Source organism: Cryobacterium sp. TMT2-10 (genome assembly GCF_004403075.1).
In the GTDB taxonomy this organism is placed as follows: Bacteria; Actinomycetota; Actinomycetes; order Actinomycetales; family Microbacteriaceae; genus Cryobacterium; species Cryobacterium shii.
Genome location: NZ_SOGW01000010.1, coordinates 1 through 15,572, shown reverse-complemented (window position 1 = coordinate 15,572; position 15,572 = coordinate 1). Strand labels below are relative to the sequence as shown.

Here is a 15,572-nt window from a genome sequence, read left to right as displayed (position 1 = left end):
GGCCAACCACGGCCCCACCGACATCAACAACGGGGTGCTGCTCTGCTGGTTCCACCATCACAGCATCGAGACCTCGGGGTGGCTGATCCGCATGGTGCGCGGCAAACCCGAGGTCATGGCCCCGGTCTGCCACGACCCGGCCCGCACCTGGGTACCGGGCCAGGACCACCGGGCCCACCGGGCCAGCGGTGCTGGCGTCGGTAACCGCGCCCGCACCCGCGCTCACCCACGGGCCACCGATTCCGCGCACTAGCCGACCTCGCACCAGCCCCTCGGCCGTCCCGCTGCCGCCCCGCTGACCGGCGCTCCAACTCCGTGCCCCGAACCCCGAACCCCGAACCCCGTACGCTGGATGCCGAGGATCACCGATCTTCCGAGCGAGGGAGACCCCATGGGCTATTTTCTGGCACCGACGACCAGCGCGGCGCTGTCCCTGCTCGGCGAGCTGGACGCATCCGCCCAGACCGCCCCGCTCGACCGCGTGCGGGCCATCCGCACCCTACTCCGTGAGCTCGATGCCGACCCGGCCACCCTGACCGGTGTGCGGAACGCACTCCGCGGCGGATCGACCTGGGAGGAGATCGCCGAAGCGACGCTCCTGCAGACCGCAGCGGCCAAGTCGCGGTGGAGCGGCACGGATGACGAGATCGCGGCCCGCCAAGCCGCGGGGCGCAAGCGAGCTGTCCGTCCCAGCACCGTGCCGACCGACCTGCCGGGTTTGTCCGTGTCGGCGGCAGCAGCGAAACTGGGGGTGACCGTTCAGGCCGTCTATCTGAAGGTCAGCCGGGGAAAGCTGGCCAGCCGGACGATCGAGTTGCCTGACGGTCGCAGCTACAAACGGGTCTTCCTTGGTGGCGACGACGGGGCCAACCTTGACCACGCCCCAACGGCAGAAGACAATGAGCCAATCTACCCAGCCGATTCCTCCGGACGGAGCACGCATCATGACTGATTTCTATTCGGGAACACCCGCACCGACCAGGACCCTGGACACCGATCCAACCCAGACCCTGGTGACTTCCGATTTCGTCGACGAACGCGGGGCGGAGCTGCAGCCCGAGCCCGAGCAGCCGCCCGCGCCGGAGCGCGCTGCCTCCGCCGCCGCGGTGAGACGGGTGCCGTCGCCCGCCCAGCGCACCGCGCTCGTCGTCCTGGTCGCCATCGGGGCGCTGGCGCTGGTCTTCATCGTCATGCTCGTGGCGGGGGTCTCCAGCGAGAGCATCAACGCCCTGGCTGTGTTCGCGACCCCGATCGCCTCGATGGTGGCCGCGTACTACGGCATCACGCTGAGCATCCAGCAGGTCGGTAACGAGCGGGCCGAGAAGGAAAAGGCTCTCGCCCGAGCGGATGCCGCCGACGCGGCCAGCCGGGAGACCGAGGTGTGGGCGTCCCAGATGGAGTCGGGCCTGCGGGTCGCCGTGGCCCAGCTCACCGCCGCGCGGATGGGCACCGACGCGGTCACGAAGGCGGCCGGCACCCCCGACGGCTTCTTCTAGTCGGTCCGTTCTTCTTTTCCGGCCTAGCCGGCCTCCTCGTCTGCCGTGCCGTTGCGGAGGCGCACGATCGTCTCCCAGCAGGCGACGACCGCCAGCACCCCCATGCTCGCGGCTCCGAGCAGGAGAGGGGACAGCAGGAAGGACAGCGGCAGCAGGCACAGCAGCAGGACGATGCCCAGCAGGTGTGACAGGAGCACCTCGCCGGTCACGACCAGACGGAACAGCGCCAGTCCGAGCAGGTACAGCAGTGGCCCGCCGGTGATCGTGACGGCCGTGGAGAGCATCATCGTGTCGTGCGGGTGCCCGAGGATTTCCTTGTCGCCGACACCGGTCAGCACGACGCCGGCGATGATCACGGCGTGCACGTAGGTGTAGGCGAGCCGGGCGACGCGCCCGGAACCCTCGTCGGCCGCGAGCGCCCTGCTGCCGGCGCTCTCGGCGTGATCGAAGTAGAGCCACCACATCGCAACGCCGCTGACGAAAGCTATCAGCAGCCCCAGCACGCCCGCCAGTGACGCCGACTGGTCGACAAAGGCGAATCCGGTTACCAGGAACGATTCGCCGAGCGCGATGATCACGAAGAGGGCGCTGCGTTCAGCGATGTGCGCGCCGGTGAGCTCGGCGTTCCTCGGGCGGGACCGTCCGAGCCCGGGCACTGGGAAGCCGACGCCGGCGGAGAGGAACTCGATGCCGAGAGCCAGGGTCCAGAGCGCGAGGCGATATGCCGGGGGGAGCAGGCCGCCCACGATCCAGAAGGCGCCCGCCATCGCCAGCCAGAGGAAGATCCGCACGAAGGTCCGGAACAGCGCAGAGTCGTGGCGGGCCACAGCGATCGCCATGAAGGCGGTGCGGCCCAATTGCAGCAGGACGTAGGCCAGCGCGAAGACGAGGCCCCGGTCGCCGAAGGACTCGTAGATCGACACGCTGATTACGAGCCCGATCAAGGACAGGCCGATCACGGCGCCGCGCACCGGCAGGCGGGCCGGATCGAGCACATTGGTCACCCAGGTGGTGTGCACCCAGATCCACCAGAGGGCGAGAACGAGCATGGCGGACTCGAGCGCGCCGGCCCAGGACTGGTTCTCGTAGAGATAGCGGGAGAGCTGGGTCAGCGCGAGCACGAAGATGAGGTCGAAGAACAGCTCGATGTGCGTGACCCGGTCCGCCTGGGCGGAATGATCGGGACGCAGCAGGTTGCGGCGGATCCCGAAACCAGGCGAACGGATGGCGGGGGTGGTGTGGGGCTGTGAAGTCACCGGACCAGTCTGCCCCAGTAGCGTGAGCCCGTGCGGGAATCCCGCCCGCCTGATCCCGCGGAGCGGGCTGTCGGTTGCCCATCTGGTGCTTTCTATGACATTCTTTACGAAACGAACGGTCAGTTAGTAAATACGGCGATCAAAGGTGATGAAGCCATGCCCGAAGCATTCCTCGTTGATGGTGTTCGAACTCCCATCGGCCGATACGGCGGAGTGCTGGCCGGCATCCGTCCCGATGACCTCGCAGCCCTGGTGCTCGCCTCGGTCGTGTCCCGCGCCGGTCTGGACCCGGCTCTGATCGACGAGGTGATCCTCGGAGCAGCCAACCAGGCCGGCGAGGACAACCGCAACGTCGCCCGGATGGCCGTGCTGCTGGCCGGTCTTCCCGACAGCGTGCCGGGGATCACCGTCAACCGGCTCTGCGCCTCCGGCCTCTCCGCCGTGCACATGGCGGCCAACATGATCAAGGCGGGTGAAGCCGACCTCGTCATCGCCGGCGGCGTCGAATCGATGACCCGTGCACCCTGGGTACTCGCCAAGCCGGAGAAGGCCTTCGCCAAGCCCGGCGAGATCGTGGACACCTCCATCGGCTGGCGCTTCCGGAACCCGCGCCTCGAGGCCCGCGACAAGGCCACCTTCTCTATGTCGGAGACGGCGGAAGAGGTCGCCACCATCGACGGCATCAGCCGCGCCGACGCGGATGCCTTCGCCCTGCGTTCGCACCGGCTGGCACTGGACGCCCAGCGTGACGGCATCTTCGACGCCGAGATCGTCGGGGTGCCCACCCGCGCCGGCCTGGTCGAACTCGACGAGGGGCCCCGGGCCGACACGACGCTCGAACGCCTCGCCGCGCTGCGGTCGGTCGTGCGACCGGGCGGCATCGTCACGGCCGGCAACGCCAGCTCGCTCAACGACGGCGCCTCCGCGATCATCGTGGCCAGCGCCGCGGCCATCGAGCGCCTCGGCCTCACCCCCCGCGCCCGCGTGGTGGGCGGCGCCAGCGCCGGTGTCGCACCGGAGACCATGGGCCTCGGCCCGGTCCCGGCCACGCAGAAACTGCTGCAGCGGGCCGGCCTGACCGTCAAGGACGTGGATGCCGTCGAACTCAACGAGGCCTTCGCGACCCAGTCGCTGGCCTGCATCCGCCGGCTCGGGCTGGACCCGGAGATCGTCAACCGGCACGGCGGGGCCATCGCCCTCGGGCATCCGCTCGGGTCGTCCGGTTCCCGCATCCTGATCACCCTGCTGGGCCGGATGGAGCGCGAGGGCGCCCGTCGCGGCGTGGCAACCATGTGCGTCGGCGTCGGACAGGGCTCCTCCCTGCTCGTGGAGCGTGTCTAGATGAGCCACGAATTCACGACCCTGCTGGTCGAGTACCGACCCGACCGCGTACACGTGCAGCTGAACCGGCCCGACGTGCGCAACGCCATCGACCAGACCATGATCGACGAGCTGCACCAGGTCTGCGCCGAACTCGAGCGCGGGCCGCGCATCCTGATCCTGTCCGGTACGAACGGCGTGTTCGCCTCCGGGGCGGACATCGCCCAGTTGCGGGACCGGCGCGCGGAAGACGCCCTCAAGGGCATCAATTCCAGCCTGTTCGCGCGGATCGCCCGCCTGCCGCTGCCGGTGATCGCGGCCATCGACGGCTGGGCGCTCGGCGGCGGAGCCGAGCTGGCCTACGCCGCCGACTTCCGGATCGCCTCCGAGACCGCCCGACTCGGCAACCCGGAGACGGCGCTCGGCATCATCCCGGCCGCCGGCGCCCTCTGGCGGCTGGCCGAGCTCGTGGGGGAGCCCGTCGCGAAGGAGATCATCCTGGCCGGGCGCATCCTGACCGCCGCGGAGGCTCTCGCCGTGCACCTCGTCACGGAGGTGCACGAGCCGGACGCGCTCCTCGCGGCCGCGCACGCCCTGGCTGACCGGATCGCCCGGCAGGACCCCCTGGCCACCCAACTGGCCAAGGAGGTCTTCCACGTTCCGGCCCACGAACACCCGCAGGCCGACAACGAGGCCCAGGCCCGCCTGTTCGAATCGGAAGAGAAATTCACCCGGATGACCGCATTCCTGGAGAGGAAGAAGCGATGACGCTCAGCACCGAGAACCTCAGCACCGAGAGCCTCAGCACCGAGAACTTGCCCGGCGGCGTGCCGCAGCACGTCGGTGTGCTCGGCGGCGGCCGGATGGGCGCGGGGATCGCGCACGCGTTCCTGATGGCCGGCGCATCCGTCACCGTGGTCGAGCAGGGCGACGCCGCCGCTGCCGCCGCGCACGACCGGGTGATGGCGGCCGTTGACAAGTCGGTCAGCCGCGGCAGCGTGGCCGCCGGCCGCGACGAGCTGTTCGGCAGGCTGAGCGTGGCGACGGATGCCGCCGCCTTCGCCGGCTCCGGGCTGGTCGTCGAGGCCGTGCCGGAGATCGTCGCCCTCAAGACGCAGGCGCTCCGCACCGTGGAGGCGCACCTCGCGCCCACGGCCTGGCTCGCGTCCAACACCTCCTCGCTGTCGATCACCGATCTGGCCGAGGCGCTCGACCGCCCGGAGCGGTTCATCGGCCTGCACTTCTTCAACCCGGTGCCTGTCTCGACCCTGATCGAGGTCGTCACGGGGGAGCGCACCGACCCGGAGCTCGCGCGACTCGCCCAGTCCTGGGTGTCCGCACTCGGCAAGACGCCCATCATGGTGCGTGACTCACCCGGCTTCGCCAGCTCGCGCCTCGGCGTCGCCATCGCGCTCGAGGCGATCCGCATGGTCGAGGAGGGCGTCGCCAGCCCTGAGGACATCGATGCCGCCATGGTGCTCGGCTACAAGCATCCGGTCGGGCCTCTCCGCACGACCGACATCGTCGGGCTCGACGTTCGGCTCGGCATCGCCGAGCACCTGCATGAGACCCTCGGCGACCGCTTCACCCCGCCGCAGCTGCTGCGCGACCTCGTCGCGCGCGGTGACCTCGGACGCAAAAGCGGCCGCGGCTTCTTCGATTGGAAGGACGCATCATGACACTCCTCAGCTCTGGACCCGGCACCTCTGAACCCGGCACCGGCACGGTTGTGCCCAGCTACGTTCTCGACTCCTGGTGGACTCCGGCGGACGGCGCCCGCACCCAGCGCGTGCTCGACGCGAGCACCGGCGACGAGATCACTCAGGTCAGCAGCGAGGGCCTCGACCTCGCCGCGGTGGTGGAACACGCCCGCACGATCGGCCAGGCCTCGCTCGGCGAACTCACCTTCCACCAGCGCGCCATCCTGCTCAAGAAATTGGCCCAGTACCTCGGCGGGGTCAAGGAGGAGCTCTACGAGCTCTCCGCGCGCACCGGGGCCACCCGCTACGACTCGATGGTCGACATCGACGGCGGCATCGGCGTGCTCTTCACCCTGTCCTCCAAGGGACGCCGCGAGATGCCCAACAGCCAGGTCTACGTCGACGGCGACGTCGAGGCCCTCTCCCGCGACGGCTCGTTCAGCGGCCAGCACATCTACACCCGCATCCCCGGGGTCGCGTGCCAGATCAACGCGTTCAACTTCCCGGTCTGGGGCATGCTCGAGAAGCTCGCGCCGGCGTTCATCGCCGGGGTCCCCACGATCGTGAAGCCGGCCACCCCCACCGGGTACCTGACCGAGGCGGTCGTGCGGCACATCCTGGCGTCGGGCATCCTCCCGACCGGCAGCCTCCAGCTCATCTCCGGCAGCGCCCGCGACCTGATCGACCACCTCGACTACCGCGACCTGGTGGCCTTCACCGGCTCCGCCGGCACCGCCCGCAGCCTCAAGGCGCACCCCAACGTGGTGGAGGGCGGCGTGCGCTTCACCAGCGAGACCGACTCGCTCAACGCCGCGATCCTGGGACCGGATGCGACGAAGGGCACCGCCGAATTCGACGCCTACGTGGCCTCGGTCGTCACCGAGATCACCAGCAAGGCCGGCCAGAAGTGCACCAGCATCCGTCGCCTGATCGTGCCGGCGGGACGCCGGGACGAGATCGTCGCGGCCGTCTCCGAGCGCGTGGCGCGCCGCGTCACCATCGGGGACCCGCGCGCCGAGGGGGTCACGATGGGCCCCCTCGCGAGCCGGGAACAGCGTGACGAGGTGCTCGGCAGCGTCGGGCGCCTGATCAGCGGGGGCGGGCACATCGTGATGGGCAGCCTGGACACCCCGGAGGGGACCGATCCGGTCGGCGCGTTCGTGGCGCCCGTGCTGCTGGCCTTCGACGACCCGGAATGCCCGGCCGTGCACGAGATCGAGGCGTTCGGCCCGGTCGCGTCCATCATCGAGTACACCGATCTGGCGCACGCCGTCGCGCTGGCCGCCCTCGGCGGCGGCTCGCTGGTGACCACGGTCGCCACGCACGACCCTGACGTCGCGCGCACGCTCGTGCTCGGGATCGCCGCACACCACGGCCGGGTCCTGATGCTCGACCGGGTCGATGCCCGAAGCAGCACCGGTCACGGCTCACCCGTGCCGCACCTGGTCCACGGCGGGCCCGGGCGCGCCGGCGGCAGCGAGGAGCTGGGCGGCATCCGTTCGGTGCTGCACCACATGCAGCGCACCGCCATCCAGGGCTCGCCCGACATGCTGACCGCCGTCACCGGCGAATGGCACACCGGCGCAGCCGTGCACACGGGCATCCACCCGTTCCGCAAGTCGCTGGCCGAGCTTCGCGTGGGCGACCAGACGCAGGGTGGACCGCGCGTGGTCACTCTCGCGGACATCACGGCCTTCGCCGAGGCCACGGGCGACAAGTTCTACGCCCACACCGACGCCGAGGCCGCCGCTGCCAACCCGTTCTTCCCCGGAATCGTCGCGCACGGCTACCTCCTGGTGTCCTGGGCGGCCGGGCTGTTCGTCGACGCGGCCCCCGGGCCCGTGCTGGCGAACTCCGGACTGGAGCACCTGCGGTTCGTCACTCCGGTTTCGGCGGGCGACAGCATCCGGGTCACCCTCACGGCCAAGCGCATCACCCCGCGTGAGACGGACGAGTACGGCGAGGTCTGCTGGGATGCCGTGCTGCACAACCAGAACGATGAGGTCGTCGCCACCTACGACGTGCTCACCCTGGTCGCCAAGGAATAACCCGCCGTAACGCGCACCACGCCGGCAGCGAAAGCGCACAGATGGCCCCCTGGACTGTTCCCTGGGGGCCATTTGTGCGCTCAAGGGGCAATATTCAACTTCGCCGGGCTCAGCCGTTTCCATCCCTCATTCGGGGGCCAATAATGACCCGAGCGGGAGTCGCCCGGACAGGTCCGGGAGCTTTTGACCCGCTATCGACAAGGGCCCAGCCCTGGACAAGGAGTACCACTGATGGCTCGAGGAGAGAACCCCGTCCTGGAGACGATGACCGACATCAATGCCGTGTCACTGGCCAGCACCGAACTGGACGACCGCTCGCTGATGCTCGTCCGGATCGCGGCACTCGCCGCGACTGACGCCCCGGTCATGTCCTACCTGCTGCACGTCGGACCCGCGGAGGACGCCGGCGTGACCGTGGAGGATGTGGAGGATGTCCTCGTCGCCGTCGCACCGATCATCGGCACTCCGCGCACCATGGCCGCCGTGGGCAAGATTGCGGAAGCCCTCGGCATCGCGATCGAGCTGGGGTCGGAGGATACGCAGTAGCAGACAGGCAACAGGAACCGGCCAGGTCCTGGAGTCCGGCCCGCGAGCCTCAGAAAGCGGGGGCCGGGCGCGGACCATTACCGAATGGGAGAACACCGTGAGCAGATCCCCCCACGCGTCCCGGCATCCGGCCCGGCGCCTCAGATCGCTGGTCGGCATGCTGGCCGTCGCACTCGCGCTGAGCGGATGCGCGAACTCGGCACCCAGCAGACCGTCGCCCACGACCTCAGCGTCGGCCTCAGGGTCTGCCTCTGCGTCGACGCCGAGCGCGGGCGCTGCGCCGTCGGCCGATCAGACCCCCTGGGCCGGTGACGTCTGCATCTCGACCTCGACCCTGAAGTCCGATCTCCAGGGGCTGGCGACCGCAGCCACGACGGGCGGCGGCAACGCTCACGACGACGCTCAAGGACGTCCCCGCCAGACGTGAGGACGATCCCGAGCTGGTGGCGGTGCGGCAATCCGCTGATGACCTGGACACGTCTCTCGGCGCCCTCGAGGCGAGCGTGGCCGCCGTTGACGGCAAGACGGGAACGGCCCTGGTCGCGGCGATCGCTGCCGTCGTCAGTGCCGCCGGCGACTCACTGGCGGCACTGGCGGGCACGGTGGAGGCGATCGGGGCGGCCGCCGCGGACACCGGGAGCACGATCGGTCAGGCATGCGACGCGGTACCGGAATGCGATGTGCTGACCGAATAGTGCTGACCGAATAGTGCTGACCGAATAGTGTCTGGCCGAATACTGCTGCCCGGTCAGAGATCGGCGAGCAGGCTCACGGGGGATTCGATGCAGGCGGCCACGAAGGTGAGGAAGCCGGCGGCGGTTCCCCCGTCGCAGACCCGGTGATCGAAGACCAGGGACAGCTCGACCACGGTGCGCACCGCGAGTTCGTGGTTGACCACCCAGGGGCGCTCGATCATGCGGCCGATGCCGAGGATCGCGGCTTCCGGGTGGTTGATGATCGCGGCCGACCCGTCGACCCCGAGCGCACCGAAGTTGTTCAGGGTGAACGTGCCTCCACTCAGCGCGGCCGGGGGGAACGCTCCGTCCGCGGCCTGGCCGACCAGACCGGCGATGGAGTCCCGCAGCTGCCGGGTCGTCAGAGCGTGGGCGCCGTGCACAACCGGCACCATGAGCCCCCGCGGAGTCTGGGCGGCGATGCCCAGATTGACGGCGCCGTGTTGCAGGATTTCCTGGCTCGCGGTGTCCACCGACGAGTTCAGCAGCGGGTACCGGCGCAGCCCGGCCACCGTGAAACGGGCGATCAGGGCCGTCACGCTGAACCGCTCACCGGTCGCCGCGAGCAGGCGGTCGCGGGCCGCGAACAGCTCGGTGGCGTCCACGTCGAGCCAGACGGTCGCCTCCGGGATCTCCCGGCGCGAGGTCGTCATGCGCTCGGAGACCACTTTTCGCAGTCCGCTGATCGGGATGCGGATGTCTTCCGGCTTCATCGCGGCCTCTGGGGCGGCCGGGGGAGCTGCCACGGGAGCCGCCACGGGAGCCACGAAAGCTGACGCGGGAGCCGCCACGGGAGCTGCCACAGCGGTTTCTGCCGCCGCGGCGGCCCGGTCGCGAATGTAGGACTCGACGTCCCGGCGCAGCACCAGGGCGTCCGGGCCGCTGCCCTGCAGGGTGGTCGCGTCGAAACCGTTCTCGCGGGCCAGTCGCCGCACCAGGGGCGAGACGACCGGGGACCGACCGGAACGTGGGGTGGGCGCCACCCGCGGCGGAGTCGCCGGAGTCGCCGGAGTCACGGCGGCCGGCTGCGCGGCGCTGGAACGGATGCCGAAGCGCCCCTGGGCGGGGCGGCGCACCGGGCGGGTGTTCTCACTCGTGCCGTAGCCGACCAGCACGGCGCCGGATGCCGAGCCCGCGGGCGCGACGGACGAATCGGCCCCCGAGTCGGCGCCCGAATCGGCCCCCGAGTCGGGAGCAGGGGGCGCCGGGGACGGCGGTGGGGTGGGCGTCCCGGCCGAGGGGGCGACGGTATCCGTCACCGTCAGGATCACCTGCCCGGCGTGGACGACCTGGCCGACGTCGCCGATCAGGGCTTCGACCACGCCGCCGTAGGGGGAGGGCAGCTCGACGATGGATTTGGACGATTCGACCTCGATCACGGGCTGGTCGATCGCGATGGTGTCGCCCACAGCGACCAGCCACGAGACGATTTCGGCCTCGGTGAGTCCCTCGCCGAGGTCGGGGAGGATGAAATTCTGTCCCATCAGGACCACTCCCAACTGCCGAGGGCGGCCAGGATGCGGTCGGGGGTGGGCAGGAAGTACTCCTCGAGTTTGGGCGACGGATACGGGATGTCGAAGCCGGTGATCCGCAGGATCGGCGCGGCGAGATGGAAGAAGTTGCGTTCGGTGAGCCGGGCGGCCACTTCAGCGCCGTACCCGCCGAACTGGGCGGCCTCGTGCACGACGGCGGCGCGCGAGGTCTTCCGCAGGGACGCGCCCACGGTCTCGTCGTCGAACGGGGACAGGCTGCGCAGGTCGATCACCTCGATCGAGAGACCCTCGGCTTCGGCCAGCTCCGCGGTCGCCAGGGCGGTCTTCACGGTCGGACCGTACGCGATCAGCGTCACGTCGGTGCCCTCCCGCAGCACGAGGGCGGTGTTCATCGGAGCGGTCTGCACCGGCAGGCTGAGCTCGGCCTTGGACCAATAGCGGCTCTTGGGCTCCATGAAGATCACCGGGTCGTCGCTCCGGATCGCCTCGCGCAACATCGAGTACGCGTCGGCCGGGTTCGACGGCGAGACCACGGTCAGGCCGGGAGTCGCCGTCCAGTAGGCCTCGGACGAGTCGGAGTGGTGCTCCACCCCGCCGATGTCGCCGGCGTAGGGAATCCGGATCACGATCGGCAGCGAGATGCGGCCGCGGGTGCGGTTGCGCATCTTCGCCACATGCGACACGATCTGCTGGAACGCCGGGTAACTGAAGGCGTCGAACTGCATCTCCACCACCGGCCGCAGACCGTAGATGGCCATGCCGATCGCCGTTCCCACGATCCCCGACTCGGCCAGCGGGGAATCGCTGACGCGGGTCTCGCCGAACTCGGCGTACAGGCCGTCGGTCACTCGGAAGACGCCGCCGAGCGGCCCGACGTCCTCACCGAACAGAACCACCGTGGGGTCGTCGCGCATCGCGTCCTGGATGGCCGCGTTGAGGGCGGCCGCCATGGTGAGGCTGGCCGGGGGGCGTGTCTCTGCGAGAGCGGGGAGCGTCATCGGGTTGCACCTGACTGGGTTGCGTCCGCGGCGTGCGCGGCGTGGTCGGCGTAGTCGGCGAGCTCGGTGGCCAGGAAGTCCCGCTGTTCCCGGAGCGCCGTGCGGGGGGTGGCATACAGGTGGTCGAACAGCTCGAGCGGATCCACCGGAGCCGTGCGCGTCATGCAGTCCCTCGTCGAGGCGGCCAGATCTTCGGCCTCCAGCAGGATGTCCGCGCGCTCCCGGTCCGACAGGGCGCCAGACTCGGAGAGGAAGGTGTCCAGGCGTGCGATCGGATCGCGCCGTCGCCAGATCTCCAGGTCGCCGGCATCGCGGTAGCGGCTCGGGTCGTCCGAGTTGGTGTGCGCCTCCATCCGGTAGGTGAGGCCCTCGATCAGGGTGGGACCCTGGCCGGCCCGGGCGTTCTGCACCGCCGCCGAGGTGACCGCGTACATCGCGGCGACGTCGTTGCCGTCGACGTAGTAGCCGGGCATGCCGTACCCGATGGCCTTGTCGGCGATGGTGCGGCAGCGCATCTGCTTGTCGAGCGGCACGCTGATCGCGAACTGGTTGTTCTGCACCAGGAACACCACGGGGGCCTGCCAGACGGCGGCGAAGTTGAGGGCCTCGTGGGTGTCGCCCTCGCTGGTGGCGCCGTCGCCGAGCAGGGTGAGCGCCACCGTGCTGTCGCGCTTGAGTTTGGCGGCCGTGGCCAGCCCCACGGCGTGCAGGGCCTGGGTGGCCAGCGGGGTGGCCTGCGGGGCGATCTTGTGCTCGTAGGCGTCGTAGCCGCTGTGCCAGTCGCCGCGGAACGACGCCAGGATCTGCTCGGGCTTCACTCCGCGGGTGAGCAGCGCGATGCTATCCCGGTAGGTCGGGAACAGCCAGTCCCCGCTGTCGAGGGCGGCGACCGCGGCGATTTCGCAGGCTTCCTGGCCGAGCGCGGACGGGTAGGTGGCCAGGCGGCCCTGCCGGGTCAGCGCGGTGACCTGCACGTCGAATCGCCGGGCGACGACCATCCGCCGGTACAGACTCAGCAGGGTGGCCGGGTCGGGCAGGGTGAGCCCCCCGGTCTCGTCAGGGGCCACCGCCCGGCCGGCGTCATCGATCAGTCGGAGGGGTTGCGGCACCGAGAGCGTGCTCTCCGGAAGGTGCTCGACATTGAGGCTCATGACGCAATGGTGCGGCATCCGTCGCCCGGCGACGATATCGCCGTGACGGTTGTGAACGAATGGCCCGAAGCGGATCCGCGCCGAACCATTCGACCGGTGAAATCAGGTCGTCAGCGCCAGATGTCCGGCGCCAGGGCCGGCGCGTGACCCGCGATTTCCTCGAGGATCAGGTGCGAGCGGGTCGAGACCACGCCCGGCATACTGTGGATGTCTCGCAGGATGGCCTGGCTCAGCTGTTCGTGGTCCGGCGCGCTGACGGTCAGGATGATGTCGATGTCACCGCTCACCGCCATCGCCTTCTCGACGAAGGGGAGTTCGCTCAGCCGGGCGGCGATGTCGGCCCAGGACACGTCGGCGATCTTCACGATCACGAGGGCCGTGACCTTCAGGCCCAGGGCCGTGCGGTCGATCTGAGCGCCGAACCCGGTGATGACTCCCCGCTCGACCAGGTTGTGCAACCGCGTGTGCGCGGCCGTGCGGGAGACGTGCACCAGGGCGGCGAGCTGCCTCGTCGACAGCCGGGCGTCCCGGCTGAGTTCGGCCACGATCCGTCGGTCGATCGGGTCGAGCCCGGCGGAGGCCGCGGGCGCCGGGTGCTGCGTCATGGTATTCCTCGGGCTCGGGCGGCTCAGGCGGGGGAGTCGTCGCTGTTCTGTCGGCGGAGTTCTGTCGGCGGAGTTTCAGACTACTGCCAGCTCCAGGGAGGCGCGCACGGCCCGCAGGTAGTGGTTCTTCGGCCAGTACCGCAGCCGCCGCGGCAGTCGCGGATAGACCACGGCGGTGAACCTCAGCAGGCGATCGAAGCGGCGCTGGGACCGCGGTGACCAGGACAGGTCGAACAGGCCGCGAACGGAGGCGGGGAGCAGTCCAACGGTCACGAACCGGCCTGCCGGCATCAGCACCCGCAGCCAGAGCGGGCCGGTCCGCGGGTGCAGCAGCTGGCGGGCGACGGCTCGCGTGGTGGCATCCGTCTGCAATCCCGCGACCTGCTCGCTCCAGTAGCGGGCGAAGGCGGCCCGGTCGCGGGGCCAGAGGGCGGCCGGCATCTGCAGCGAGGTACCCAGCACGGCGTACTCCTGGTACACCGCGTCGGCCGTGGCCTCGTCCAGCGGGCCGAAGACGAGTTCCCGCATCCTGATCGCGGAGTCGTAGAGGGTCGCGGCCACCCAGAGCTGCAACTCCGGGGTGAAGGCGCTGTAGGCCGGCCGGCCGGGTGCTGCGGGTGCGTTGACGGGCCCGTGGGCGAGATTGACGCGGCGGGTCGCGCCGGCGGCCTCCTCGGGTGTGCCGAACACCACGGCGTAGACGTAGCTCAGGGTGCCGTTCAGGCGGTTCAGCGGATGGGCGACGAAGTCGCTGTGGTGGGCCACCCCGTGGCCGATAGCCGGATTGGCGATCTGCAGCAGGATGGAGCGTCCGCCGGCGGCGATCAGGACGGCCTCGCCGGCAATGTCGCTGAGGTTCTGGTCTCGCAGCTTCATGGTGCTCCTCCCGGCTGAAATCCGAGTGTAAAGCGGCGACAGCAGAAATGGATGGGAATAATGCGCAGTCGTATGCACTTGCATATAACCGACGGCGAGAATCCACCGTCCCACGGATTGAAGGAGCACCCATGACTGAGACCACCGCAGTGAGCATCCCCGGCTACAAGGCCGGAACCTGGACGATCGACCCGACCCACAGCGAGGTTGGCTTCAGCATCCGTCACATCATGATCAGCAAGGTCAAGGGCAAGTTCGAGATCTTCGACGCCACCATCGTCACCGGTGAGAACCCGCTCGAATCCAGCGTCACGGCCACCGCCCAGGTCGCCTCGATCAACACCAACGAACCGAACCGCGACGGCCACCTGCGCACCGGCGACTTCTTCGACGCCGAGACGTACCCGACCATCAGCTTCGTCTCCACCGGCGTGCGTGCGGCCAAGGGCGACTTCCTCGTCGACGGCGACCTCACGATCAAGGGCGTCACCAAGCCCGTCACCTTCGACTTCGAGTTCGGCGGCTTCGCCACGGACCCGTACGGCAACCAGAAGGCCGGCGCAACGGCCAAGGCCGAGGTCAACCGCGAAGACTTCGGTCTCACCTACAACGCGGCCCTCGAGACCGGCGGCTTCCTGCTCGGTGACAAGGTCACCATCACGCTCGAGCTCCAGGCGGCACTGCAGGCCTGATCACAGGGCTTACTCCCTGACGGGAGCGCGTCCAGACCGGAGCGCTTCCCGACCGGAACAAAGGAGGGACCCCGCCACGGGGGGTCCCTCCTTTCGTGCTTTCATGGGCACTATCTGGCGAGTTCACGCCCGTGCACGGTCAGCGCCCAGATTACGGCGACGCCCGCGACGATGAAGAGCATGGCCCAGAACGGGTAGTACGGCAGCCAGGCGAATGCCACCAGCGTTCCGATGAAGGCCAGGATCACCCCGAACGTGCGCGCCCACACCTTGCCGGTGAAGAGCGTGCCGCCGGCGATGATCGTCAGGATGCCCAGAATCAGGTGCACCCAGCCCCAGGTCGTCGTGTCGAACTGGAGCACGTAGTTCTCCGTTGCGACGTAGAACCCGTCCTGCGCCAGGGCGGCGATCCCGGCGATCAGCCACCAGCACCCCAGCATGAGCATCATGAAGGCGGCGAAGGCCGCCGCACCGACCGTCCATCCGCTGGGCTCTTGTTCAGTCATGGGAGACCTCCTCCTTCTGCAGTTGTGCAAACTGGTGCGGTTCGGCGGGGGTCCTAGATGAGTGAGTCCTAATCGATTGTCGGTAGCGGTACACGTCTAGTCAGATCGGACTGGCCCGGCGTGGACGCTGTTAATCGAAGGCGGAGGGTGT

General features: G+C 69.5%; 17 protein-coding genes and 1 pseudogene. 11 read left to right on the top strand and 7 right to left on the bottom strand.

The window, feature by feature from the left end; all coding sequences use genetic code 11:
- The 3 genes and pseudogenes from E3T37_RS16630 to E3T37_RS00930 all read left to right on the top strand — a co-directional run.
- Nucleotides 1-253: pseudogene (locus tag E3T37_RS16630) on the top strand (hypothetical protein); the annotation flags it as partial.
- 138 nt (nt 254-391) lie between these two features.
- Nucleotides 392-952: a hypothetical protein gene (locus tag E3T37_RS00935; RefSeq protein WP_134364989.1), complete on the top strand. Its 561-nt coding sequence runs from the start codon at nt 392-394 to the stop codon at nt 950-952.
- Nucleotides 945-1,496: a hypothetical protein gene (locus E3T37_RS00930; protein WP_134364988.1), complete on the top strand. Its 552-nt coding sequence runs from the start codon at nt 945-947 to the stop codon at nt 1,494-1,496. The genes E3T37_RS00935 and E3T37_RS00930 overlap by 8 nt, the downstream gene beginning before the upstream one ends.
- Nucleotides 1,497-1,519: 23 nt before the next feature.
- Here the strand turns inward: E3T37_RS00930 and E3T37_RS00925 are convergent, their stop codons facing one another.
- A complete protein-coding gene (locus E3T37_RS00925; protein WP_166806053.1) occupies nt 1,520-2,752 on the bottom strand; it encodes a low temperature requirement protein A in 1,233 nt (410 codons plus the stop codon).
- A gap of 156 nt (nt 2,753-2,908) precedes the next feature.
- Here E3T37_RS00925 and E3T37_RS17010 point away from each other — a divergent pair, with 156 nt between their 5' ends.
- From E3T37_RS17010 to E3T37_RS00895, 7 genes are all read left to right on the top strand, one after another.
- A complete protein-coding gene (locus E3T37_RS17010) occupies nt 2,909-4,093 on the top strand; it encodes an acetyl-CoA C-acyltransferase (RefSeq protein ID WP_134410223.1) in 1,185 nt (394 codons plus the stop codon).
- A complete protein-coding gene (locus tag E3T37_RS17005) occupies nt 4,094-4,840 on the top strand; it encodes an enoyl-CoA hydratase/isomerase family protein (protein ID WP_134405315.1) in 747 nt (248 codons plus the stop codon).
- Nucleotides 4,837-5,751: a 3-hydroxyacyl-CoA dehydrogenase family protein gene (locus tag E3T37_RS00915; protein ID WP_134364986.1), complete on the top strand. Its 915-nt coding sequence runs from the start codon at nt 4,837-4,839 to the stop codon at nt 5,749-5,751. The genes E3T37_RS17005 and E3T37_RS00915 overlap by 4 nt, the downstream gene beginning before the upstream one ends.
- Nucleotides 5,748-7,820, top strand: a complete 2,073-nt coding sequence (gene paaZ, locus E3T37_RS00910; RefSeq protein WP_134364985.1) for a phenylacetic acid degradation bifunctional protein PaaZ — start codon at nt 5,748-5,750, stop codon at nt 7,818-7,820. The genes E3T37_RS00915 and paaZ overlap by 4 nt, the downstream gene beginning before the upstream one ends.
- Nucleotides 7,821-8,051: 231 nt before the next feature.
- Entirely contained in the window at nt 8,052-8,366 is a 315-nt protein-coding gene (locus E3T37_RS00905; RefSeq protein ID WP_134364984.1) for a carboxymuconolactone decarboxylase family protein, read from the top strand.
- Between the two features lie 97 nt (nt 8,367-8,463).
- On the top strand, nt 8,464-8,793 hold the full coding sequence (locus tag E3T37_RS00900; protein ID WP_134364983.1) for a hypothetical protein: 330 nt from the start codon (nt 8,464-8,466) through the stop codon (nt 8,791-8,793).
- A gap of 22 nt (nt 8,794-8,815) precedes the next feature.
- Nucleotides 8,816-9,061, top strand: a complete 246-nt coding sequence (locus E3T37_RS00895) for a hypothetical protein (protein ID WP_134364982.1) — start codon at nt 8,816-8,818, stop codon at nt 9,059-9,061.
- A 53-nt stretch (nt 9,062-9,114) separates the two neighbouring features.
- Here E3T37_RS00895 and E3T37_RS00890 read toward each other — a convergent pair whose 3' ends face one another.
- The 5 genes from E3T37_RS00890 to E3T37_RS00870 all read right to left on the bottom strand — a co-directional run bounded on the left by E3T37_RS00890 (nt 9,115) and on the right by E3T37_RS00870 (nt 14,223).
- Nucleotides 9,115-10,584: a dihydrolipoamide acetyltransferase family protein gene (locus tag E3T37_RS00890; protein WP_134364981.1), complete on the bottom strand. Its 1,470-nt coding sequence runs from the start codon at nt 10,582-10,584 to the stop codon at nt 9,115-9,117.
- Complete coding sequence (locus tag E3T37_RS00885) at nt 10,584-11,591, bottom strand: alpha-ketoacid dehydrogenase subunit beta (protein ID WP_134364980.1); 1,008 nt, start codon at nt 11,589-11,591, stop codon at nt 10,584-10,586. The genes E3T37_RS00890 and E3T37_RS00885 overlap by 1 nt, the downstream gene beginning before the upstream one ends.
- The gene (gene pdhA, locus E3T37_RS00880) at nt 11,588-12,742 is read right to left on the bottom strand and encodes a pyruvate dehydrogenase (acetyl-transferring) E1 component subunit alpha (protein ID WP_134364979.1); all 1,155 of its coding nucleotides are present in this window, start codon (nt 12,740-12,742) and stop codon (nt 11,588-11,590) included. The genes E3T37_RS00885 and pdhA overlap by 4 nt, the downstream gene beginning before the upstream one ends.
- A 110-nt stretch (nt 12,743-12,852) precedes the next feature.
- Nucleotides 12,853-13,347, bottom strand: coding sequence for an Lrp/AsnC family transcriptional regulator (locus E3T37_RS00875; RefSeq protein WP_134364978.1), 495 nt, complete (start codon nt 13,345-13,347; stop codon nt 12,853-12,855).
- Between the two features lie 75 nt (nt 13,348-13,422).
- On the bottom strand, nt 13,423-14,223 hold the full coding sequence (locus E3T37_RS00870; RefSeq protein WP_134364977.1) for an oxygenase MpaB family protein: 801 nt from the start codon (nt 14,221-14,223) through the stop codon (nt 13,423-13,425).
- A 131-nt stretch (nt 14,224-14,354) separates the two neighbouring features.
- Here E3T37_RS00870 and E3T37_RS00865 point away from each other — a divergent pair, with 131 nt between their 5' ends.
- Nucleotides 14,355-14,915, top strand: a complete 561-nt coding sequence (locus E3T37_RS00865) for a YceI family protein (protein WP_134364976.1) — start codon at nt 14,355-14,357, stop codon at nt 14,913-14,915.
- Nucleotides 14,916-15,025: 110 nt separating this feature from the next.
- On the opposite strand, the gene E3T37_RS00860 is transcribed toward E3T37_RS00865, so the two are convergent.
- Nucleotides 15,026-15,421 (bottom strand): hypothetical protein, encoded by a 396-nt coding sequence (locus E3T37_RS00860; RefSeq protein WP_134364975.1) that lies wholly within the window; start codon nt 15,419-15,421, stop codon nt 15,026-15,028.
- Between the last annotated feature and the right edge of the window lie 151 nt (nt 15,422-15,572).